The organism is Aeromonas sp. 9A, assembly GCF_963900955.1.
Classification (GTDB): domain Bacteria; phylum Pseudomonadota; class Gammaproteobacteria; order Enterobacterales; family Aeromonadaceae; genus Aeromonas; species Aeromonas salmonicida.
Genome location: NZ_CAWRFG010000001.1, coordinates 2,601,141 through 2,622,548, shown reverse-complemented (window position 1 = coordinate 2,622,548; position 21,408 = coordinate 2,601,141). Strand labels below are relative to the sequence as shown.

Annotated in this window: 17 protein-coding genes and 1 other annotated feature; of the genes, 11 read left to right on the top strand and 6 right to left on the bottom strand. The window is 58.6% G+C overall.

Annotated elements, in window-relative coordinates; genetic code table 11:
• Positions 1-61 precede the first annotated feature (61 nt).
• From AACX78_RS12190 to AACX78_RS12170, 5 genes are all read right to left on the bottom strand, one after another.
• Positions 62-928 carry an alpha/beta fold hydrolase gene (locus AACX78_RS12190; RefSeq protein ID WP_159166357.1) on the bottom strand — a complete coding sequence of 289 codons (867 nt, stop codon included), beginning with the start codon at positions 926-928 and terminating at the stop codon, positions 62-64.
• Between the two features lie 8 nt (positions 929-936).
• Complete coding sequence (locus AACX78_RS12185) at positions 937-1,452, bottom strand: Slp family lipoprotein (protein ID WP_059167822.1); 516 nt, start codon at positions 1,450-1,452, stop codon at positions 937-939.
• Between the two features lie 92 nt (positions 1,453-1,544).
• Positions 1,545-2,258 carry a tRNA (adenosine(37)-N6)-threonylcarbamoyltransferase complex dimerization subunit type 1 TsaB gene (gene tsaB, locus AACX78_RS12180; RefSeq protein ID WP_201302843.1) on the bottom strand — a complete coding sequence of 238 codons (714 nt, stop codon included), beginning with the start codon at positions 2,256-2,258 and terminating at the stop codon, positions 1,545-1,547.
• A gap of 132 nt (positions 2,259-2,390) precedes the next feature.
• On the bottom strand, positions 2,391-4,301 hold the full coding sequence (locus tag AACX78_RS12175; protein WP_159166356.1) for an ATP-dependent DNA helicase: 1,911 nt from the start codon (positions 4,299-4,301) through the stop codon (positions 2,391-2,393).
• 67 nt (positions 4,302-4,368) lie between these two features.
• Positions 4,369-4,611, bottom strand: coding sequence for a hypothetical protein (locus AACX78_RS12170; RefSeq protein ID WP_017412649.1), 243 nt, complete (start codon positions 4,609-4,611; stop codon positions 4,369-4,371).
• 186 nt (positions 4,612-4,797) lie between these two features.
• Positions 4,798-4,926: a sequence feature (His leader region), on the top strand.
• Positions 4,927-4,951: 25 nt separating this feature from the next.
• On the opposite strand from AACX78_RS12170, the gene hisG reads away from it, so the two are divergent.
• The 11 genes from hisG (at position 4,952) to hisIE (ending at position 19,780) form a co-directional block, all read left to right on the top strand.
• Entirely contained in the window at positions 4,952-5,848 is an 897-nt protein-coding gene (gene hisG / locus AACX78_RS12165; RefSeq protein WP_005311391.1) for an ATP phosphoribosyltransferase, read from the top strand.
• A 12-nt stretch (positions 5,849-5,860) separates the two neighbouring features.
• A complete protein-coding gene (hisD, locus tag AACX78_RS12160) occupies positions 5,861-7,186 on the top strand; it encodes a histidinol dehydrogenase (RefSeq protein WP_159166355.1) in 1,326 nt (441 codons plus the stop codon).
• A complete protein-coding gene (hisC, locus tag AACX78_RS12155; protein ID WP_159166354.1) occupies positions 7,183-8,250 on the top strand; it encodes a histidinol-phosphate transaminase in 1,068 nt (355 codons plus the stop codon). Before hisD ends, hisC begins: the two co-directional genes overlap by 4 nt.
• An 11-nt stretch (positions 8,251-8,261) precedes the next feature.
• Complete coding sequence (hisB, locus tag AACX78_RS12150; protein ID WP_159166353.1) at positions 8,262-9,386, top strand: bifunctional histidinol-phosphatase/imidazoleglycerol-phosphate dehydratase HisB; 1,125 nt, start codon at positions 8,262-8,264, stop codon at positions 9,384-9,386.
• An 82-nt stretch (positions 9,387-9,468) separates the two neighbouring features.
• Complete coding sequence (gene hisH / locus AACX78_RS12145; RefSeq protein WP_159166352.1) at positions 9,469-10,092, top strand: imidazole glycerol phosphate synthase subunit HisH; 624 nt, start codon at positions 9,469-9,471, stop codon at positions 10,090-10,092.
• Between the two features lie 5 nt (positions 10,093-10,097).
• A complete protein-coding gene (gene hisA, locus AACX78_RS12140) occupies positions 10,098-10,844 on the top strand; it encodes a 1-(5-phosphoribosyl)-5-[(5-phosphoribosylamino)methylideneamino]imidazole-4-carboxamide isomerase (RefSeq protein WP_159166351.1) in 747 nt (248 codons plus the stop codon).
• A gap of 136 nt (positions 10,845-10,980) precedes the next feature.
• Positions 10,981-12,090: a response regulator gene (locus AACX78_RS12135; RefSeq protein ID WP_005311377.1), complete on the top strand. Its 1,110-nt coding sequence runs from the start codon at positions 10,981-10,983 to the stop codon at positions 12,088-12,090.
• Positions 12,083-14,242 (top strand): PAS domain-containing protein, encoded by a 2,160-nt coding sequence (locus AACX78_RS12130; RefSeq protein ID WP_159166350.1) that lies wholly within the window; start codon positions 12,083-12,085, stop codon positions 14,240-14,242. Before AACX78_RS12135 ends, AACX78_RS12130 begins: the two co-directional genes overlap by 8 nt.
• On the top strand, positions 14,239-18,198 hold the full coding sequence (locus AACX78_RS12125) for a PAS domain S-box protein (RefSeq protein ID WP_159166349.1): 3,960 nt from the start codon (positions 14,239-14,241) through the stop codon (positions 18,196-18,198). Before AACX78_RS12130 ends, AACX78_RS12125 begins: the two co-directional genes overlap by 4 nt.
• Before the next feature lie 180 nt (positions 18,199-18,378).
• Positions 18,379-19,152: an imidazole glycerol phosphate synthase subunit HisF gene (gene hisF / locus AACX78_RS12120; protein WP_159166348.1), complete on the top strand. Its 774-nt coding sequence runs from the start codon at positions 18,379-18,381 to the stop codon at positions 19,150-19,152.
• Entirely contained in the window at positions 19,145-19,780 is a 636-nt protein-coding gene (gene hisIE, locus AACX78_RS12115; protein ID WP_159166347.1) for a bifunctional phosphoribosyl-AMP cyclohydrolase/phosphoribosyl-ATP diphosphatase HisIE, read from the top strand. Before hisF ends, hisIE begins: the two co-directional genes overlap by 8 nt.
• A 33-nt stretch (positions 19,781-19,813) precedes the next feature.
• Here hisIE and AACX78_RS12110 read toward each other — a convergent pair whose 3' ends face one another.
• On the bottom strand, positions 19,814-21,328 hold the full coding sequence (locus tag AACX78_RS12110; protein ID WP_159166346.1) for a KAP family P-loop NTPase fold protein: 1,515 nt from the start codon (positions 21,326-21,328) through the stop codon (positions 19,814-19,816).
• Positions 21,329-21,408 lie beyond the last annotated feature (80 nt).

Below are 21,408 nucleotides of genomic sequence, written 5' to 3'. Positions count from 1 at the left end.
AAATTAACAACAGAAAATGTGAGGAGGAAGACAAACCTAGAATGATTCAAAGCCGGTGATTCTAACGAATTTGACAAAATTTTTCGATACAAACGGCGGTATCGGCCGAATTTTCCATATGAAAATGGTGGTTTCCCGCCAAAACGACCCTTTCTATCCGCTCGAATGCACCATGACGCAGCTGCCACTGCGCCAGCAGACTGGCAAAGCCCAGCTCACCCCGGATAAAGAGCACAGGACAACGGATGGCACGGATCAGCGCCTGGGCCTGGCCTTCGCTCATGCGTATCGGTGAGAGATCCCGCAGGCGGGGATCGCTGCGCCAATACCAGCGCCCTGCCCGTTCAACCAGCTGCCGTTCGCAGATAAGGCGGGCGGCCGATGGGGCTATATCCGCCACCTTGCAACGGGCCATTACCGCTTCGTCGATGGAGGCGAAACCATTGGGGGCTCGCTCGCGAGTACGGCTGCGATTCAAGATCGCTTTACGCAGTTGCTCCGGCACTGTGTCATCGGGCTGGGTCAGTGGTCCCAGCCCCTCCAGCATGATGAGTCGCTCAACCTGCTCGGGAAAGACACCGGCATAAGCAGAGGCGATCAGAGCACCGAGGGAGTGACCGAGCAGGATAAAACGGGACCAGCCTGCCGCCTGAACGATCTGATAGAGATCATCGAGCCAGTCGACAAAAACATAAGGGGTAGCCTTGTGATCTGAATGACCATGACCCGGCAGATCGACACAGACCAGGTGAAAATCTGCCAGATAGGGTGCCAGAGGCAGAAAGCTGGCACCGTTGTCGAGCCAGCCGTGCAGCGCGATCAGCAGCGGCTTGCCCCGCTGACCAGGGGCCGGTTGTTCGTTCTCAAGCAAGGCCACCCGCCGACCATCGGCCAGGGTGACCATGTTCTCCTGCATGGTGACAGTCATGAGCAACCTTAGCGGCGCAGCGGCCGTCTCGGCCAGAAGGGATCATAGAAGGGGTCGTAGAAGTAAGGGTCCATGTAGCGGATCTCCACCTCCTTCACCGGCGGCCACAGCTTGCTGGAGTTGGCATTGAGCACGGAGAAGCGATATTTGTGCTCGCCAATCTGGCTGTCTACCGGTTTGTCTATGGTACCCAGCACCGTCAGGCTGCGTCCCTTGGCGTAGAGGGTCGGATCGACAAATCCCTTCATGATGGCCAGAAATCGGCCCGGGCTCTGCTCGGTCTGCTCCGGCACGCCGTTGGACTTGAGCGGCAGATAGACCACCTCGACGACACTCTGATCCGCCTTGTTGTGTACCGCAGAAATGACCCCGCTCCAGCGGGCAGGCTTGCCTTCCTGACCAACCAAGCCGGGCTGATAAGCCACCAGCTGGTTTGCCGGCTCATACGCCAGCTCCTTGGGTACCGAGCTGCACGCACCGAGCAGCAAGCCTGCCAACCCTATCACCATCGCACGCTTGATCATGTCACTCTCCTTTTTGGGATACAGATACCGGGCGCGTTACCAGCCCTGTTGGTATGCAGCAAGAGCACCATCAATGCCACGGCTTTTCGCCGTTATTCGCGGCCCGGCAGTTTTTTCCAGGTCACCTTGTCTCGCAAATAGACGGGCGTGGCCTGCTCCACCGGCACCGCCTCACCCGCCAGCCAGGCGGCGCGTGCCAGCGGCAGCATGTCAACCGCGGCCGGGAAGCGCACCTGGCTCACTGCCAGCTCTGCAGCAAGCTCAGCAAGGGCTTCGCCATAAGTTTCAAAACCGGTGCCAACCCGGCTCCAGCTGCCAGTCATCTTGCCATGTACCAGCGTACGGTCAGCCACCAGAGTGACCGGATCGCTCACCACTTCGTCCCCTACCAGCTGCATGCGGCCATCCTTCAGCTCGTACTGACCGAAGTAAACCTCCCCCATGCGCGCATCGATGGCGGTCAACACCCGCTCAGCGCCCTCCAGCCGGTGAGCCCCCTGCGCCATGGCAGCCAGTGTGGAGATACCGATGAGCGGCACGCCAACGCCGAAGGCCAGCCCCTGAGCCACACTGATCCCGATCCGCACGCCAGTAAAGGAACCCGGGCCACGGCCGAAGGCGATGGCATCAAGCTCGCCCAAGGTTATCCTGGCATCGTCCAACACAGCCTGAACCATGGGCAAAATTTTACGGGTGTGATCCCGCGGCGCCTCTTCCCAGCGGGAGAACAGCGTGTCACCCACCAGCAAGGCGGCAGAGCAGGCTTCGGTGGCGGTATCAACGGCCAGGATCTTCAACTCGTTCATGCTTTCCAATCTCTATAACATCAGTCAATTACATAACCGGCAAGTCCAGGACGAACTCACTGGCTGTTCAAATCAGTGTATTTTTTCAGCGCAATCCGTTCAGGGCAGGCTGAAGAAGGCGCACCGGCAGGCTCACTCACAGCGATCGAAGAAGTTACCCAGCGTCCCCAACGCCCGCGTACGGGGAATGGCTGGCAAACTCTTGATAAAGGTGGCACCGTAGGGTTTGTTGACCATGCGTGGATCACATATGACCAGTACGCCGTGATCACTGCGATCACGAATGAGCCGCCCAACCCCCTGTTTCAAGGCAATCACCGCCTTGGGCAGCTGTATATCGGCGAAGGGATCGCCCCCTTTGAGCTTGCAGTCATCGACCCGCGCCTTGAGCAAGGGATCGTCGGGACTGGCAAACGGCAGCTTGTCGATGATAACACACGACAACGCAGCCCCCCGCACGTCTATCCCTTCCCAGAAACTGCTGGTGGCCACCAGCACAGCGCGGCCATTCTCCACAAACTCCTTGAGCAGTCGCTGCTTGTTATCCTCCCCCTGCAGCAAGACGGTGCGGCCAATTTCACGGCGCAGCACCTCGGCCACCTGACGCATCACCTGATGGCTGGTGCAAAGGAAAAAACAGCCCCCCGGCGTTTTGTTGATAAGGGGGATCATCAACTGGGCCAGCTGTTCGCCCCGCCCGAAGGCATTGGGCTCGGGCAGAAAACGGGGCACGCACAGCCGCGCCTGCTCGGCGTAGTCAAACGGGCTGTCGAGAATAAGCTCGGCGCTGCCGGCCAGTCCCAGCTCGGCTTTGAAGTGATCAAAGCGCATATCCACCGTCAGGGTGGCAGAGGTAAAGATCCAGGCCACCTCGGGCCGCAGCACCTCGGCGCCAAACCGCTCGGCCACCGACAGCGGGGTGATATTGAGGGAAAAGTGAAGCCGCGAGCAGTCATACCAGTAGGAGAAACCGGTCTGGTTGATGGCCAGCACCTCCCCCAAACGGGTGCGCAGTTCGCAGATCCGCTCGAAGGCATGATCCAGCTGCTCACCACGCCCCAGCGCCAGTTTAAGCACCTCGTAACAGAGCCCGAGGGCGTCGTTGAGGCGGGCCAGTGCCTGGGCCCAGAGCGGATGGCGCAACATGTCGCGGGTATTGCCGCGCCCGCCATCCACCCCGAAGGCGAGACGCAAGTCCTGACTGGCGATGGAGAGCCGGTCCGCCGCCTTGCCAAGCTGCCCCATATCGTGCGCCTCGGCCCGATAGGCCAGCTGGATATCCTGCGCCAGATCCTGGATGGTGCGACTGCCCACCGACTTGCCGAAGTAGTTGGTGGCGATCTCCGCCAACTGGTGCGCCTCGTCGAACACATACACCTGTGCTTCGGGCACCAGCTCGCCAAATCCCGTGTCTTTCACCGCCATATCGGCGAAGAAGAGGTGATGATTGATCACCACTACCTGGGCATCCATGGCGCGGCGACGGGCCACCACCAGATGGCAGTCGTCGTAATAGGGGCAGTCGCGACCGAGGCAGTTGTCGTTGGTGCTGGTGACGTGGGCGAGGATCTCGGCGTTCTCCTGCAATCCCGGAATGTCGCCCACATCGCCATTGTCGGTGGCGGTAGACCAGGATTTGACCTTCACCAGATCATTGAGGATGTCAGGCTTTTGCAGATGGGATTCGCTCAAGAGCCGGTTCATCCGCTCTATGCACAGATAGTTGCTGCGCCCCTTGAGCAGGGCCACTGGTGGGGTGTAGGAGAGCGCGCCTGTGATGGTCGGGAGATCCCGGTAGAAGAGTTGCTCTTGCAGGTTCTTGGATCCGGTGCTGATCACCACCCGCTTGCCGGATTCCAGCGCTGGCACCAGATAGGCGTAGGTCTTGCCGGTGCCCGTGCCCGCCTCCACCAGCAGGCGGCCACCACTCTTGATGGCGCTGGAAACAGCCTCGGCCATGGCCAGCTGCGGGGCGCGGGCAACAAAGCCGTCGATGTGGCTGGCCAGAGGGCCATCTGGCTTGAACAGGGTCTGGATGGTCAAAGGGGCGTCCCGCTGCAAAAGCGGGCATTATGCCAAAAGCGTGGCGAAAGCGGGACTGATAATGCGTTCAGACGAAGAGATCGATCTGATGGTCGGGGTCCGGCTTATGATCATCCTCTTCAACCTTTGGCTGATCACGCTTGGCATCGGGATAGGCTTGCTGGCGCTGCTGGGATTCGCCGTTGTCCGTACTGGTTTTGCGCAACTGGTGTTTCTTGCTGATCTGGGTCACTTCCCGCTTGATGTCGTCAGGATTCGGGGCTGCAGGCGCTCTGGGCAAAATGGGGAATAACAGGTCCTGGCTTGGCATGATCTCGACTCCTCTGGGGCATCTTGTCTAGTTATCGACCAGAAAACCGTTTTCTTCACTTTAATCGATGAAATCACAATTTCGGGTTGCTTTTTCTGTCAAGGAAGGTAGTTTAAATCGGGCGTCAACTACGACATCTTCTTTGTAAAGGATTGATTACATGAAGTTCACCCTGCTGAAGACTCATCACCACCATCATCATCCCGACTAGTCTTTCAGGAGGTTGACTGCTGGAAGACACTTAACTGGTGACTTCCAAAAGGACCGCAAGATTCATAAACCCTCGGAAGCACATACTTCCGAGGGTTTTTTCGTTTTTGACTAGAAGGAAATCGAGCAAATGGAAACACAACGCCTGCGTATCGCCATGCAAAAGTCCGGTCGTCTGAGCCAAGACTCCCAAGCCCTGTTCAAGAGCTGCGGCCTCAAGATAAACCTGCGGGAGCAGCGCCTCATTGCCCATGTGGAAAACATGCCCATCGACATACTGCGGGTGCGTGATGACGACATCCCCGGTCTGGTGATGGAAGGGGTGGTTGACCTTGGCATCATAGGTGAAAACGTGCTGGAAGAAGCGCAGCTCATTCGCGCCTCCCAGGGGCTGCCTGCACAAGTGAAAACCCTCAAGCAGCTGGATTTCGGGGGTTGCCGTCTGTCGCTGGCAGTACCGGACGATGTGGCCTACACAGGGCCCGAAAGTCTGGCAGGCAAACGCATCGCCACCTCTTACCCGGGTCTGCTCAAACGCTTCTTCGATGAGAAGGGACTCAATTTCAAGAGCGTCATGCTGGGCGGCTCGGTGGAAGTGGCACCGCGCGCGGGTCTGGCCGATGCCATCTGCGATCTGGTCTCCACCGGTGCCACCCTGGAAGCCAATGGTCTCAAAGAGGTGGAAGTGATCTACCGCTCCAAGGCGGTGCTGGTGCAGGCCCCCAACCCCTTGAATGAGGCCAAACAGAAGCTCATCGACAAGTTGCTGCCCCGCATCCAGGGGATGCAGCAGGCACGCGAGAGCAAGTACATCATGCTGCACGCCCCGAAAGACAAGCTCGATGCCATCACGGATCTGCTGCCGGGCGCCGAGCGCCCCACCATCATGCAGCTGGCCGGTGACACCAATCAGGTGGCCCTGCACGTGGTATCCAGCGAGACCCTGTTCTGGGAGACCATGGAGCAGCTCAAGGCCCTCGGCGCCAGCTCCATTCTGGTGCTGCCCATCGAAAAAATGATGGAATAAGGAAGGGACATCATGCAGACCCTGATCTGGAAAACCCTCTCCCCTGCCCAGCAGGCCGATGTGCTGACCCGCCCTGCCCTCAATGACGAGGCCGATATCGGCGCAGTGGTCAAAGAGATCATCGCAGCGGTGCGCAGCCGTGGCGACGAGGCCCTGCGCGAGCTGAGCCTGCGCTTCGAGCGCGCCCCCCGTGAACAACTGCGGGTCAGCGAAGCCGAAATCGAGGCCGCCTGCGGGCGTCTGGATGACGACATCAAAGACGCCATCAAGGCTTCCATTGCCAATATTCGCACCTTCCATGCCGCGCAAGCACAGCCCGTGGTGCGGGTAGAGACCCAACCCGGCGTGGTGTGCGAGCTGCGCACCCAACCCATCAGCCGGGTCGGTCTCTATGTGCCGGGGGGCAGCGCGCCGCTCCCCTCCACCGTCATGATGCTGGCCATTCCGGCAGACCTGGCCGGTTGCCGTGAAGTGGTGCTCTGTACCCCGTCTCCTGCCAGCGACGAGATACTGTTTGCCGCCCGCGCCTGCGGTGTCGAGAAGGTATTCGCCATCGGTGGCGCGCAGGCCATCGCCGCCATGGCTTATGGCACGCAGACGATCCCCAAGGTGGACAAGATCTTTGGCCCGGGCAACGCCTATGTGACCGAGGCCAAGGGGCAGGTTTCCCGCGACTGGCGCGGCGCCGCCATCGATATGCCCGCCGGCCCCTCCGAGGTGCTGGTGATTGCCGACGAGAGCGCCAATCCCGCCTTCGTGGCGGCAGATTTACTTTCTCAGGCCGAGCACGGCCCCGACAGCCAGGTAGTGCTGGTCACCACATCGCCGCTGCTGGCCGATGCCATTGCGGGCGAGATCAAGCGCCAGTTGGCACAGCTCAGCCGCCGCGAGATCGCCGCCAAAGCGCTGGGTTCAAGCCTGGTGATCCTTTGCGACACGCTGGATGAGGCCTGCGCTATCTCCAATGCCTACGCCCCGGAGCACCTTATCGTGCAGACCCAAGCGCCCCGCGAGCTGCTGGACCAGCTCGAGAACGCCGGTTCCATCTTTCTGGGCCAATGGACGCCGGAGTCGGTGGGGGATTATGCCAGCGGCACCAACCACACCCTGCCCACCTACGGCTATGCCCGTACCTGCTCGAGCCTGGGGCTGGCCGATTACCAGCGCCGTTACACTGTGCAGGAACTCAGCGTTGAGGGCATTCAGGGGCTTGGCCCCATAGTCCAGCGCATCGCACAGGCCGAGGGGCTCGATGGACACAAAAATGCCGTCACCCTCAGGTTGAACGCCCTAGCCATTGAGTCACAGCAAAACGCACAGCAGAAGGATTTGTCATGAGCATCGCCAATCTGGCTCGCCGCGTGGTGCGGGCTCTCACCCCCTATCAATCCGCTCGCCGCATCGGCGGCAAGGGCCATGTCTGGCTCAACGCCAACGAGGCGCCGCAGGCCTATCCCTTCACCATTGAGGGAAATCGTCTCAACCGCTATCCCGAGTGCCAACCGGCCGAGGTAGTCAACGGCTACGCCGCCTATGCGGGGGTCAACCCCGACCAGGTGCTGGTCAGCCGTGGCGCCGACGAGGCAATCGAGCTTCTGATCCGCACCTTCTGCGAAGCCGGGGAAGATCAGATCCTCATCTGCCCGCCTACTTACGGCATGTACGCCATCAGTGCCGAGACCTGTGGCGTGGGCATTGTCGAACAGCCGCTTACTGCCTGTCGTCAGCCGGACTGGCCCGCCATCGCGAACCGTCTGTCTGATGTGAAGCTGGTGTTCCTCTGCTCCCCCAACAACCCCACAGGGGATCTGGTGGGCCGAGACGGCCTCATCGCCCTGCTGGAGAAAGCACGCAATCGCGCCATTATCGTGGTGGATGAGGCCTACATCGAATTTTGCCCCAAGGCGTCCGTGGTGGACTTGCTGGCCCGCTTCCCCAATCTGGTGGTGACTCGTACCCTCTCCAAGGCCTTTGCCCTGGCCGGGATCCGCTGCGGCTTTACGCTGGCAAGCCCTGAGGTCATCGCCATGCTGGCCAAGGTGATTGCCCCCTATCCCATCCCGGATCCCATCGCCCAGATAGCGGCGCAGGCGCTCTCCCCCATGGGGCTGGAGCTGATGCAGGAGCGGGTCGCCGAGATCAACAAGCAGAAGGCGCTTATCAAGACAGCACTGACAGCGCTGCCTTGTGTGAGAGAAGTATTCGAGGACAAGGGCAACTTCATACTGGTGCGCTTCGTTGACAGCGCCGCCGTGTTTGCCGCCATGAAAGCTGCCGGCATCATATTGCGGGATTTCTCCACCAAACCGGGCCTTGAAAACAGCATTCGCATTACCATCGGCTATCAGAACGAAATGGATGCCGTGCTTGCAGTCCTGCGTGATCAGCCAGTCAGTTTATAAGGATGTAATTTATGAAGACCCCGTTTTTGTTTATCGACCGCGACGGTACCCTGATCGAGGAGCCGGTGACCGACAAGCAGGTGGACAGCCTCGCCAAGCTGCGCTTCGAGCCCATGGTGATACCAGTACTGCGCGAGCTGCAGGCTGCCGGCTACGTGCTGGTGATGGTGACCAACCAGGATGGACTGGGCACCGCCAGCCTGCCGCAGGAGAACTTCCAGCCCCCTCACGACCTGATGATGCATCTCTTTGAATCCCAAGGGGTGAACTGGGAGCAGGTGCTGATCTGCCCGCACTTCCCCACTGACGGCTGCAGCTGCCGCAAACCCCACCTCGGGCTGGTGAAGGAGTATCTCGCCTCGGGTCGCATCGACTTTGCCAACTCCTTCGTGATTGGCGATCGCCAGACCGATCTGCAGCTTGCCGAGAACATGGGCATTGGTGGCATTCGCTACCACCCGCAGGATCACAACTGGCTCGCCATTCGTGATCAGCTACTGTCCAAGGGCCGCACTGCCGAGGTGGAACGCTACACCAAGGAGACCCGTATTCAGGTGGCGGTTGATTTGGACCCTTCTGCCACAAACAAGAGCGGCGGCAACCAGATCGCCACCGGTATCGGCTTTTTTGATCACATGCTGGATCAGATAGCGACCCACGCCGGTTTCAGGCTCAAGCTGAACGTCAGCGGTGATCTGCACATCGACGATCACCACACGGTGGAAGATGTGGGACTGGCGCTGGGTCAGGCCATGCGCCAGGCCCTTGGCAACAAGCGCGGCATAGGCCGTTTCGGCTTCGTGCTGGCGATGGACGAGGTGCAGGCGGTGATCGATGCGCGCCCGCTGACCGAGCAGGAGGTGAGTACGGCTCTGGATCTCAGCGGTCGCCCCTACTTCGTGTTTGACTGCCCGAGCGGCTTTGGCCGCGACAGCGTGGGCGAAATGGCCACCGAAATGGTGCCCCATTTCTTCCGCTCGCTCTCGGACGCCATGGCCATCACCCTGCAGATGAAGGTGGGCAGCGGTAACACCCACCACCAGGTGGAAGCACTGTTCAAGGGCTTTGGCCGCGCCCTGCGTCAGGCCATCCGGGTGGAAGGGAGCGAGCTCCCCTCCAGCAAAGGGGTATTGTGATGGATATGAGCAAGCAGAAGCGGGGCATTATCGGCACAGCCGTGATGGTGAAAATCTCGCCAATCGACATAGGTAAGGCACGATGAACAATCAGAAACTGGTCATCATCGACACCGGCTGCGCGAATCTGGCTTCGGTAAGAATGGCGTTCGAGCGCCTCGGCGTGCAACCGCTGGTTTCCAGCAAGGCGGCCGATATCGAGGGCGCGGACAAGCTGATCCTGCCCGGCGTCGGCACGGCGGTGGCCGCCATGAAGAACCTCAACGAACGGGGGCTGGTGCCCCTTATTCGCGCCGCCACACAGCCGCTGCTGGGCTTTTGCCTCGGCATGCAGATGCTGGCGGAAGCCTCCGAAGAGAACATGATCGCTGATGGCAGTGAAGGCCAGCTCATCGACTGCCTTGGCATAGTGCCTGGCAGGATCCGGCTGATGGAGGTGGGCAATTTGCGCCTGCCCCACATGGGCTGGAACCAGATTGAGCACGACGAAACGCACCCGCTGCTGAGCGGCATTCCAAGCGGCAGCTACTTCTACTTCGTCCACTCCTACGCTTTGGAGGTGACGGAGGCGACACTCGCCACCTGCGATTATGGCCAGCCCTTTACCGCCATCGTGAGCCGGGACAACTTCTTTGGCGCCCAATTCCACCCGGAGCGCTCAGGCGCAGCCGGTGCCCGTTTACTGAAAAACTTTCTGGAGCTGTAACAAGGATGATTATTCCCGCCATCGATTTGATAAATGGTCAGGTCGTACGTCTCTATCAGGGGGACTATGACCAAAAGACCGAATACAGCAGCAGCCCCCAGGCCCGCTTCGACGAATATGTCTCCCAGGGCGCGGTGCAGCTGCATCTGGTGGATCTGGACGGCGCCAAAGAGACACAAGCCCGCCAGTTGCCCCTGCTGACCCAGCTGCTGTCGGCTACTGAAGCGCCTGTGCAGGTCGGTGGCGGCGTACGCACCGAGCAGGATGTGGCAGACCTATTGGCCGCCGGTGCCAGCCGGGTGGTGATAGGCTCCACTGCCGTCAAATCGCCGGATCTGGTGGCAAGCTGGATGGAGAAATATGGCCCCGAGCAGATAGTGCTGGCGCTGGACGTCAATATCGATGCCCAGGGCAATCGCCATATCGCAGTGGCAGGCTGGCAAGAGAACAGCGGCGTGACCATAGAGGCGCTGATCGAGCGTTTCCTCCCTGCCGGCCTCAAGCATGTGCTCTGCACCGACATCAGCCGCGACGGCACCCTTTCCGGCACCAACGTCGAGCTCTATCGGGATCTCTGTGCCCGCTACCCGAGCGTGGGCTTCCAGGCCTCCGGCGGTATCGGTGGCATCGCGGATATAGAGGCGCTCAAGGGCACAGGGGTCAAGGGGATCATCCTCGGTCGCGCCCTGCTGGAGGGCAAGTTCTCGGTGGGCGATGCCATCGCCTGCTGGGCCAATGGCACGCCAGGCTGACGGCCTGGCCAGCAGGCGTGACAGCACAGAGGTTGGACAAACGTCTCTCCATCAAGGGGTAGGTCGAGGTAAGTCCTTATTACTCGGTAACAATTGACTCTATACTCGACTGATTGAAACAAGTCATGGAGGACTTATGTTCACATCTCACGCCGCCACCATACTGATCGTCGATGACTCGCCCGAGAATTTGATGGTGCTGACCGACCTGCTCTCGCCCACCTACCGGGTGCTGGCCGCCCAGAGCGGAGAGAAGTGCCTGCGAATTGCCACTGGTAAGACACTGCCGGATCTCATTTTGCTGGATGTGATGATGCCGGGCATGGATGGTTATGAAGTGCTCAAACAGCTGCGTACAAACCCTGAAACCAGCCGCATCCCTGTGGTGCTGCTCACCGCCCTCGCCGACAGCCAGAGTGAAGAGTACGGACTGTCGCTGGGCGCGGCCGACTACATTACCAAGCCCATCAAGCCGGCCATCGTTCAGGCACGGGTACGCACCCAGCTGGAGGCCAAGCAGGCCCGCGACGGCCTGCAGAGCCAGAATACGGCACTGGAGGCCGAAGTGGCGCGGCGAATGACAGAGAACGATCTGATCCAGCAGGTCTCCATCCGCGCACTCGCTCACCTGGCGGAGATTCGAGATCCCGAAACCGGCAATCACATCTTGCGCACCCAGGGCTATGTTCGACTGCTGGCGAATGCCCTCGCCAGCCATCCCCGCTTTATCGATACCCTGACCCCCCGCTACATCGATCTGCTGAGCCGCTCCGCCCCCTTGCACGATATCGGCAAGGTGGGTATTCCCGACCATGTGCTGCTCAAGCCCGCCAAGCTGACAGTAGAGGAGTGGGAGGTCATGCGTACCCACGCCAAACTCGGTAGCGATGCCATCGAGGAGGCCGAACGGGATATTGAACAACCGCTGGCGTTTCTCACCCTGGCCAAGGAGATCGCCCACTGGCACCACGAAAAGTGGGATGGCAGTGGCTATCCTGACGGCCTGCGTGGTGATGAAATTCCTCTCTCAGCCCGCTTGATGGCATTGGCCGATGTGTTTGATGCCCTCATCAATGTACGGGTCTACAAGGCCGCCATGCCCTATGACGAGGCGAGAGCCCTGATCCTCAGTGGCACAGGCCAGCATTTCGATCCGGACGTGGTGACGGCGTTTGACAACCATTTCGACCAGTTCGTTGCCATCGCAGAGCGCTACACGGATGAAAACGAGGCCCCGCATGGCTGATCAGCCGCCACTCACCCGCGCCTATGTTCTCAATGTCGTCCTCACCTATGCCGCCGTAGCAAGCCTGTGGATCCTGCTATCCGACAAGGCGGTGGAGTGGCTGTTCAGCACACCCAGTCAGTTCGCGCTGGCCAGCACCATCAAGGGCTGGCTGTTTATCCTCATCACGGCGCTCATGCTCTACACCATGCTGCGCCGCCGCATCGACATGCCGACGGCAACCGCAGCGCCTTCCCGTCGTCAACTGCTGCCTTTTATCCTGATCAACAGTCTCATCCTGGCGCTGACCGGCATGGCCATCGCCCAGAATATCGGCCATATCCAGAACAAAGAAGCGGCCCGACTCGAGGCAATTGCCGATCTCAAGAGCCAGCGCATCACAGAGTGGCTCAATGCCCGTCAACGCAATGCAATGCAGCTGGTCGACAACCCCCGCTATGCTGCGCTCTATGGTCAGGGGCTGACGGATAACCTGAGTCGTGGGAATGAACCACTGATAACCCGTTTGGCTGATTTTATCTCTCTGCGCGGTTTCAGTGCTGCCACCCTGTTAAGCCCCACAGGTGCAATCTTGCAGCAAACCCCCGGGGCTGGCGGTATCAGCGCAGCACAACGTGATGCCATTACCAAGCTGCAGGCGGGCACTGTCATGCGAACTGGCCCCTACCTCAATGAGAAAGGTCAGCCCCAACTCGACTTCATCGCAGCACTACCTGGCAAGGGAGGGCAATCTCCCTTTGTCGTCTTGCAGATCCACTCCAGCGACTGGCTCAACAATATTCTCAGGTTATGGCCCGTCCCGGACAGTAGTGGTGAAGCACTCTTGTTTCGCAAGCAAGGTGGGCAAGTGCAATTTCTCAACGATGTGCGCTATCGCCCTGGTTCTGCACTCACACTGCAACTCCCCCTCGACAGCAAAGCACTGTTGGCAGCCCAGTTTATCAATGGCAGTGCCACAGATAGTCATAGACAACTCTTCTTTGGCAGGGACTACCGTAATGTAGATGTCTTTGGCACCGTCTACCCTGTCGTGGGAACCGACTGGTATCTGCTGGCCAAGATAGACAAGGTAGAACTGAACAAAGCTGCCGTCAGGGAGAGCGTCTGGATAGTGCTCATCGGCCTGCTGGTACTGTTTATCGCCAATGCGGGCATCATAATGGTGCGACAGCATACCCAACTCTATATGGCGGCACAGATCCAGCAATCCCAGGCGGGTCGCCTGCAGGCGTTGCAACTGCTCTCCGCCATTGCCGACAGCTCGGAAGATGCCATCTTTGCCAAGGACATGGAGGGCAAATACATCCTCTTCAATCGCGCCGCCAGCCAGTTCGTCGGCAAATCAGCCGATGAAATGCTGGGCCTGGATGATCAGGCTATCTTTCCCCCTGACCAGGCCCAGATGCTGATGGAGCTGGGCCGGCAGGTGATCGCAAGCAACAAGGTGCAAACCCAGGAAGAACATCTGACCCTGCCTTGCGGGGAGCGGGTATTCCTCGCCACCAAGGGTCCCTTGCAAGACAACGATGGTCAGGTGATCGGCATCTTCGGGATCTCCCGCGATATCACGGACATCAAACGTGCAGAAGCCGGCTTGCGGGAACGAGAAGGGCTGTTTCGCGCCCTGGTCGAGCAATCCCTCGCCGGCATCTACATCATCCAGCAGGGCCAGCTCTGTTACATCAACCCGGGCTTCGCCCGTCTGTTCGGCCACAGCTCAACCGCCACCTTGCTGAAGGTGGGCACCCTGCATGGGCTGGCCAGCCCGAAAGACAGCGCCAGGGTCGCGGAACAGTTGCAGCGCAGCGAAGAGGAGGACACCGAGATACACACCCGCTTCACCGCCTTGCACCACGACCATCAGAACATAGAGGTAGAGCTGTACGGGCGACGCGTCGATTATCGCGGCAAGCCTGCAGTACTGGGTCTGTTGCTGGACGTCACCGAGCGGGAACAGGTCGAACAGGCCCTGACCCGTCAGGCCACTGAGCTGCGTCAGCAAAACAACGAGCTGGAACGGTTCAACAAGGTGATGGTGGACAGGGAGCTGACCATGCTGGCCCTCAAGCACCAGATCAATACGCTGTCAGTCCAGCTGGGAAAACAGCCGCCTTATCCCCAGGCCCCCACACCGCCGGAGGAACTCCTATGATGAGCTGGTCTCAGCTGTTGCATGTCCGCCAGCCCTGGCAGCAGTGGGGGGCTTGCCTGCTGGCTGTTCTGCTACCCATCCTCATGTTGCAGATCCGGGTACAACTGCCCATCGCCTTTGGTGAGCGACCGCTGCTGGTGCTCTTCATGTTGCCCATCATCATCTGTGCACTACTGGGTGGTCTGCTACCTGGCTTGCTCAGTACCCTGGTGAGTGCATTGGCAACGGCATTTTTTATGTTGCCACCCCTCCACTCTCTCACCATTGCCGCCGGTCAGGATCTGGTGCAATGGGGGATTTTGAATGCCAATGGCATCCTGATCAGTTTGCTCAGCGCCGCCATGCACAGATCCCGTGCCATGGAAAGCCAACGTTGGCAGGAGCTGATGAATATCCAGTCCCGTCTGCAACAGAGCGAAACCCGCTTCCAGGCCACCTTCGAGCAGGCCGCTGTGGGCATCGCCCTGGTCGCCCCTGACGGCAACTGGTTAAGGGTCAACCAGCGACTGTGCGACATGGTGGGTTATCAGGCTGACGAGTTGATGGGCATGAGCTTTCAGCAGATCACCCACCCGGACGATCTCTTTATCGATCAAACTTTCGTTGCCCAGATGCTGGCAGGGGAGCGGCCTCACTACACCCTGGAGAAACGCTATCTGCGCAAGAATGGTGAGGTGCTCTGGATCACCCTCACAGTGGCGCTGGTCCGTGATCTCAAGGGGGAACCCGACTACTTCATCTCGATCATCGAGGATAATCAGCAACGCAAGGAGACAGAAGCAGCCCTGCGGCGCAACGAGGTGATACTGCATGAATCCCAGCATCTGGCCAAGATCGGCAACTGGCGCTGGCACATCGCCAACAACAGCCACTTCTGGTCGCCAGAGATCTACCGCATCTATGGCCGTGACCCGGGCTTGCCCCCTGCCGTCTATCCCGAAGTGAAAAAGTACTTTACCCAGGAGGGGTGGCGCGCCATCGCCCAGGCCGTGGAACATTGCCTGCAAAACGGCCAGCCCTACGAGTGCGATGCGGAGGTGATCCACGAACAGGGGGACCCTGTCTGGGTCATCGCCCGTGGCGCCGCCTTGCGCGACAGCAGTGGGGCAATCGTCGAGCTCTATGGCACAGTGCAGGACATCACCGAGCGCAAGCTGGCCGAACAGCAACTGCTGCACAACCAGCAGGTGGCGCTCGATACCCAGCGCCGCGCCAGGCTGGCGGCACTGAATCTGATGGACGATGCCATCAGCGCCCGTATTCGCGCCGAAACCACCAGCACGGCCTTGCGCGACAGCGAGCAACGCCTGTTGATGGCCCAGGAAGGGGCCCACGTCGGCATCTGGGAGTGGGACATACTCAGTGGCCGCCTCTTCTTCTCCCCCGAATGTGCCCGCCTCTATGGCCGCAGCGTGGAGCAACTCTGCGAATTTCACGTCTGGCAAGGCTGCCTGCACCCGGACGACAGGACCCGCATCGACCAACTGCTGTCCGAGCTGCCACATACGGGCGCGCCGCTCGACATCGAGTTTCGCATCCTTCTACCCACTGGCGAGGTACGCTGGCTGGTGAGCAAGGGCAGCGTCTATCGGGATGCCCAGCAGCGCCCGGTGCGCCTGCTCGGCATCAATCTGGACATTACGGAACGCAAGCAGGCTGAGCAGCAGTTGCGCCAGTTGTCACTGGCGCTGGAACAGAGCCCGGACGGGGTCTTTATCACCGATATCCAGTCCCGCATCGAGTACGTCAACGCCGCCTTCCTGGCCGCCAGCGGCTACCAGAAACATGATGTGATTGGCCAGCCCCCCTCTTTGCTACGCTCGGGGCTCACCCCGGATGCCACCTATGTCGCTTTGTGGGATGCGATTCATCAAGGCCAGCGCTGGCATGGGGAGTTCATCAACCGGCGCAAGGATGGCTCACACTATCAGGTGCTGGCCACCGTCTCCCCCATCCGTCAGGAGAACGGCGAGGTCACCCACTATGTGACGGTACAAGCCGACATCACGGAGAAGAAGCAGCTCGGCGAGGAGCTGGATCAATACCGCTACCACCTGGAGGAGATGGTCAACGAACGCACCCTGCAACTGGCCCAGGCCCACCAAAGGGCGGAGAGTGCCAACCGGGCCAAGAGTGCCTTCCTCGCCAACATGAGCCACGAGATCCGCACCCCCATGAATGCCATTCTGGGGCTGACCTATCTGCTCAAGCGCGACACACCGGATCACACCCAGCATGAACGGTTGGAAAAGATCGACAATGCCGCCCAGCATCTGCTCACCATCATCAACGACATTCTGGACCTTTCCAAAATCGATGCGGGCAAGATGGTACTGGAGCAAGGCGACTTCTCCCTCACCGCCATGCTGAACAACGTCAGTGCCCTGATGAGTGAACAAGCCCGCGCCAAGGGGCTCACCATCATTGTCGATATCGGGGATTCCCCCGCCTGGGTCCATGGCGACATCACCCGATTGCGTCAGGCACTGCTCAACTATGCGGCCAACGCCATCAAGTTCACCGAGCAGGGCTCAGTCACCTTGCGGGTACGGGTCGAACGGCCGCTCTCCAATGGGTATCTGCTGCGCTTCGAGGTGGAAGACACAGGCATCGGCATCAGCCCGGAGCAGCGCGAGAAACTGTTCCAGGCCTTTGAGCAGGCCGACGCCTCTACCACCCGAAAATACGGCGGCACCGGGCTGGGCCTCGCAATCACCAGTCGGCTTGCCACCCTGATGGGGGGAGAAGTCGGCGTGGAGAGCACCCAGGGCAAAGGCAGCTGCTTCTGGTTCACCGCCCTGCTTTCACTGGGCCAGGGCGAACCGCAGCAAGCAGGACAGCTCGAACAGGCAGTGCAGCAGGCGCTCTTTTTCTCCAACCATGCCAGGGTGCTGCTGGTGGAGGACAATGCCATCAACCGCGAGGTGGTACTGGAGCTGCTCAACAACAGCGGCCTCATCATCGAAACTGCCGTCAATGGCCAGGAAGCGCTGGAGAGGGTCAGTCAGCATCCCTTCGATCTCATCTTGATGGACATACAGATGCCGCTGATGGATGGCTACACAGCCACTCGCGCCATCCGCACCCTGCCGGGTTGGGAGCAGACGCCTATCCTGGCGCTGACGGCCAGCGCCTTTGAAGAGGACAGAAAGGCGTGCAAGGCTGCGGGCATGAACGACTTCATCGCCAAACCCGTCACCCCGGCCAAGCTGTTCGAGGCGCTGCAACAATGGTTGCCCACCAGCACACCTGTACAGCCCAAATACCAGCGCCGGGCCAGCGACACCCTGATCGCCCCTCTCGTCCGGTTGCAAAACCTGCCGGGACTGGATCTGCAACAGGGGTTGGCCACGCTGCAGGGCAACCAGACCAAATACGTCGCCCTGTTGCGCCATTTCGCCAGCGAACACAGCCAGGACATGGCACTGCTGACCAGCCATCTGCAAGCAGGCGATCAGACCAGTGCTACCCGACTGGCCCACACACTACGGGGTGTCGCCAGCACACTGGGATTGGTGAGTCTGGCAGAGCAGAGCCTGCAACTGGAGCAAACGCTCTCTGGGGATGGCCGTGAACTGACCGACCAGATGTCCGCCATTACCGACGTGCTTGCCACCCTGCTCGAACAACTGGGGGAGGAAGATCCTGCCCCCGCAACCATGCCAGCCCCCCTCACCAGCCATTGGCAGCAGCAGTTGCTGCGCCAGATTGAGGGCCTGCTGCTGCAAAGCGACACCGCTGCCATCCCCCTGTTCGAACAATATGCCGGCCCCCTGCTCATCAGTCTTGGGCCCAAAGGGGACACGCTGGCGCGGCAGCTGAAAATGTTCGATTTTGACGGCGCCCTCATCACCATCCGCAGCCTGCAAGCAGAAGAGGGGCACTCACCGGTAGCCCCCGATGCATCAAGCCGGCATCAGGGGGCGACGAATCAAGATAAAGGGTTGAATCACTGAATAAAGTCATGCATATAGTGTTGGTTCCCCTGTCGAACACGTTCCCTTGCGGCCACGTTTTCGCCCGGCTGGGCACCACCTGTTGAAGCATGCCGACGATCTTCACTCATTGGCCGTCTGACGCCCGCGTCATCCGGCAATAACGATGTTTTTAACCGTGCGTTACATGGAGCAACGAGCATGTTGTCAAAGCGTATTATCCCCTGTCTGGACGTCAAAGATGGCGTCGTGGTCAAGGGAGTGCAATTTCGAAATCATGAAGTGATGGGCGGTATCGTCGAACTCGCCCGCCGCTACGCAGAAGAAGGGGCCGACGAGCTGGTGTTCTATGACATCACAGCCTCAAGCGATGCCCGGGTCGTTGACAAGAGCTGGGTGAGCCGGGTGGCGGAAGTCATCGACATCCCCTTCTGCGTCGCCGGTGGCATCAAAAGCGTTGATGATGCCCGCCAGATCCTGGAATTTGGCGCCGACAAGGTCTCCATCAACTCACCGGCCCTGGCGGATCCCGGCCTCATCACCCGTCTGGCGGAGCGCTTTGGCGTGCAGTGTGTGGTGGTGGGGATCGACTCCTACTTCGATGCCGACACAGGTCACTATCAGGTCAAGCAGTTTACCGGTGACGAGAGCCGCACCCGCACCACGGCCTGGCATACCCTGGATTGGGTGCAGGAGGCGCAAAAACGCGGCGCCGGTGAAATCGTGCTCAACGTGATGAACCAGGATGGCATGCGTCAGGGCTACGACCTCGAGCAGCTCAAGCTGGTCCGCGCCGTCTGCAAGGTGCCTCTCATCGCTTCCGGCGGCGCCGGAGCCATGGAACACTTTCGTGATGCCTTCACCCTCGCCGACGTGGACGGGGCCCTGGCCGCCTCCGTGTTCCACAAGGGCCTTATCCCCATTCCCGAATTGAAACGCTGGCTGAAAAATGAAGGAGTCGCCATCCGTGAGTAATCAAGATGTTGTAAACCAGGCACCGCTGATTGAACGCCTGGACTGGGCAAAGTGTGATGGCATGATCCCCGCCATCGTCCAGCATGCCGCCAGCGGCGAAGTGTTGATGCAGGGTTTCATGACCCGCGAAGCGCTGGCAAAAACCCAAACCACAGGTCAGGTCACCTTCTTCAGCCGCAGCAAGCAGCGTCTCTGGACCAAGGGCGAAAGCTCGGGCCATGTGCTCAAGCTGGTCGCCATCAGCACCGACTGCGATCAGGACTCTCTGCTGATCGCCGCTAATCCGGTCGGCCCCACCTGCCATCTGGGCACGCCCTCCTGCTTCGACGGCCACCCTGTGCCGCCGCTCGGCTTCCTGGCAGAGCTTGAGCAGATCTTGGCATCGCGCAAGGGCGCAGACCCGGCCACCAGCTACACCGCCAGCCTGTACGGCAAGGGCACCAAGCGCATCGCCCAGAAGGTGGGTGAAGAAGGTGTTGAAGTGGCACTGGCCGCCATGGCCAAGGATCGGGAGGAGCTCATCAACGAATCCGCCGACCTGCTCTACCACCTCACAGTCCTGCTGCAAAACGAGGGGCTTGGCCTCAAAGACGTGGTGCAGCGCCTGTATGAGCGGCACAATAAATAATCTGATTATAAAGCCGGGTTATCCCGGCTTTATTTAATCAAGATGAACTGCTAGCTCTACTAAATTCTTATATGTTATTAGATAAGGTTCCAATTGAAATAATTCCTTTTCTGCCAAAATTGAATTTTCTTCTATTGTTAACTCCCGGACCCTATTAGAAAATTCTTTCACTAGTTTTATAAGGGGGTACGAGTAATTATAATTTAAATTTGGTCTTAACATGTTTTGATATGAAGCAGCTAAAACACTCCTTAAAGAAAGAGTACATTCTTTATCTTCAAAGTGATTCTTATATAACCCATCATTTATTATTTCGATCTTTTCCCCCATAGAACTTTTAACTTTTATAAGGCATGAGAAATGATGATCCTCATACTCATTCATTAGGTCAATGAAACCTTTTAGCTTAGGAATACTATGTGCTGCAGACATTTTACCATCTGCTACAGCTCTATAATCTTCATGGCTTTGTTCACGCAGAGAAAATAAATAAACAAGAAAAATCAAGTTCAATGTACCTCCATCATAATTAAAGATTGAAGCGATCGTCCTATCCAATACTTGCTCTGTTTTTCTTAAACTCAATGAAAAATAATCACAAACAGCTGTAAATATATTTACCAATACGTGGTTATCAGTTACCTCTGGCCATACATTAATTTTCGTGCATTGTAATTTTTTATCTACTATTGCCTGTTGAATAAAATCGCGCCGAGAGATACTGCCTAGCGTAAATCGTCGATGGAAGAATCGCCCAAGATAGCTTTCTGCATCAAAGCCTTCACCATAAATTACTTTGATTGCATGCTGTAACTGCTCAGTATCCGTTGCCAGTACAAACACCACTCCAAGGATATCGAATATATGCTTGATCGTTTCCAGCATTTCTACTGCATAGGAAGGGCGACAACGGTCCAGCTCATCAATCAAGATAAATGCTGGGTAATCCAGTTTCTTCTCACTTAAACCAACAGCCCCCTCAACCCATTGCCTTATCTCTTTTTTGAGATACTGGATAGATTCATAACGCTCTTTCTGATTGCTGCAAAGGGCATCGACCAACTGATTGGCATCCTCCCCTTCCAGAGAGAAATCGTCTTCTTCCAGTCCAGCTTTCTTGATGGCCGCTTTCAGGGCCAGTTTGCCGCCTACCTTAAACAATCCCAGTAGCCGCTGACGCATACCCTCGGGAATAGGGTTCTCTTTACCTGCAATATGCTTTAGCTGGTCAATAATCGATGAGATCACCGTCAACAAGGGATCATCGGAAAAGTCCTGCTGCCAGGCATCGATATAGACAGTGGGATAGTGCGCTTTAAGCTCCATATACCAGCGCTTGATAAACCAGGTCTTGCCCGCCCCCCACTCGGCATTTAGGTTCAGCACATAGTTGCGCTGTTTGCCCTCGGCCGCCAGATAGTTGGTCAGAAACTCGGCATAGCTAGCGCGGTCCAGTCGATCTCCCGCGAGAGTTTCCGCCATCCCTTCAATGGCTCCTGGGCCATCCCATGGAAGTGGCTCACCCCAATTAAATGCTGCAAGCGTCATAATGTTTCCCTGTCTCGATATTGAGCAGGATATTACCAGAGTGAGTTCCGAAAGAGTTTGATGAACATACAAATTTGGCG

What these genes read in the sequence shown, in the direction of transcription:
- AACX78_RS12190 (WP_159166357.1), bottom strand. Translation starts at nt 928, where the DNA reads ATGACTGTCACCATGCAGGAGAACATGGTCACCCTGGCCGATGGTCGG.
- AACX78_RS12185 (WP_059167822.1), bottom strand. Translation starts at nt 1,452, where the DNA reads ATGATCAAGCGTGCGATGGTGATAGGGTTGGCAGGCTTGCTGCTCGGT.
- tsaB (WP_201302843.1), bottom strand. Translation starts at nt 2,258, where the DNA reads ATGAACGAGTTGAAGATCCTGGCCGTTGATACCGCCACCGAAGCCTGC.
- AACX78_RS12170 (WP_017412649.1), bottom strand. Translation starts at nt 4,611, where the DNA reads ATGCCAAGCCAGGACCTGTTATTCCCCATTTTGCCCAGAGCGCCTGCA.
- hisG (WP_005311391.1), top strand. Translation starts at nt 4,952, where the DNA reads ATGGAAACACAACGCCTGCGTATCGCCATGCAAAAGTCCGGTCGTCTG.
- hisD (WP_159166355.1), top strand. Translation starts at nt 5,861, where the DNA reads ATGCAGACCCTGATCTGGAAAACCCTCTCCCCTGCCCAGCAGGCCGAT.
- hisC (WP_159166354.1), top strand. Translation starts at nt 7,183, where the DNA reads ATGAGCATCGCCAATCTGGCTCGCCGCGTGGTGCGGGCTCTCACCCCC.
- hisB (WP_159166353.1), top strand. Translation starts at nt 8,262, where the DNA reads ATGAAGACCCCGTTTTTGTTTATCGACCGCGACGGTACCCTGATCGAG.
- hisH (WP_159166352.1), top strand. Translation starts at nt 9,469, where the DNA reads ATGAACAATCAGAAACTGGTCATCATCGACACCGGCTGCGCGAATCTG.
- hisA (WP_159166351.1), top strand. Translation starts at nt 10,098, where the DNA reads ATGATTATTCCCGCCATCGATTTGATAAATGGTCAGGTCGTACGTCTC.
- AACX78_RS12135 (WP_005311377.1), top strand. Translation starts at nt 10,981, where the DNA reads ATGTTCACATCTCACGCCGCCACCATACTGATCGTCGATGACTCGCCC.
- AACX78_RS12130 (WP_159166350.1), top strand. Translation starts at nt 12,083, where the DNA reads ATGGCTGATCAGCCGCCACTCACCCGCGCCTATGTTCTCAATGTCGTC.
- AACX78_RS12125 (WP_159166349.1), top strand. Translation starts at nt 14,239, where the DNA reads ATGATGAGCTGGTCTCAGCTGTTGCATGTCCGCCAGCCCTGGCAGCAG.
- hisF (WP_159166348.1), top strand. Translation starts at nt 18,379, where the DNA reads ATGTTGTCAAAGCGTATTATCCCCTGTCTGGACGTCAAAGATGGCGTC.
- AACX78_RS12110 (WP_159166346.1), bottom strand. Translation starts at nt 21,328, where the DNA reads ATGACGCTTGCAGCATTTAATTGGGGTGAGCCACTTCCATGGGATGGC.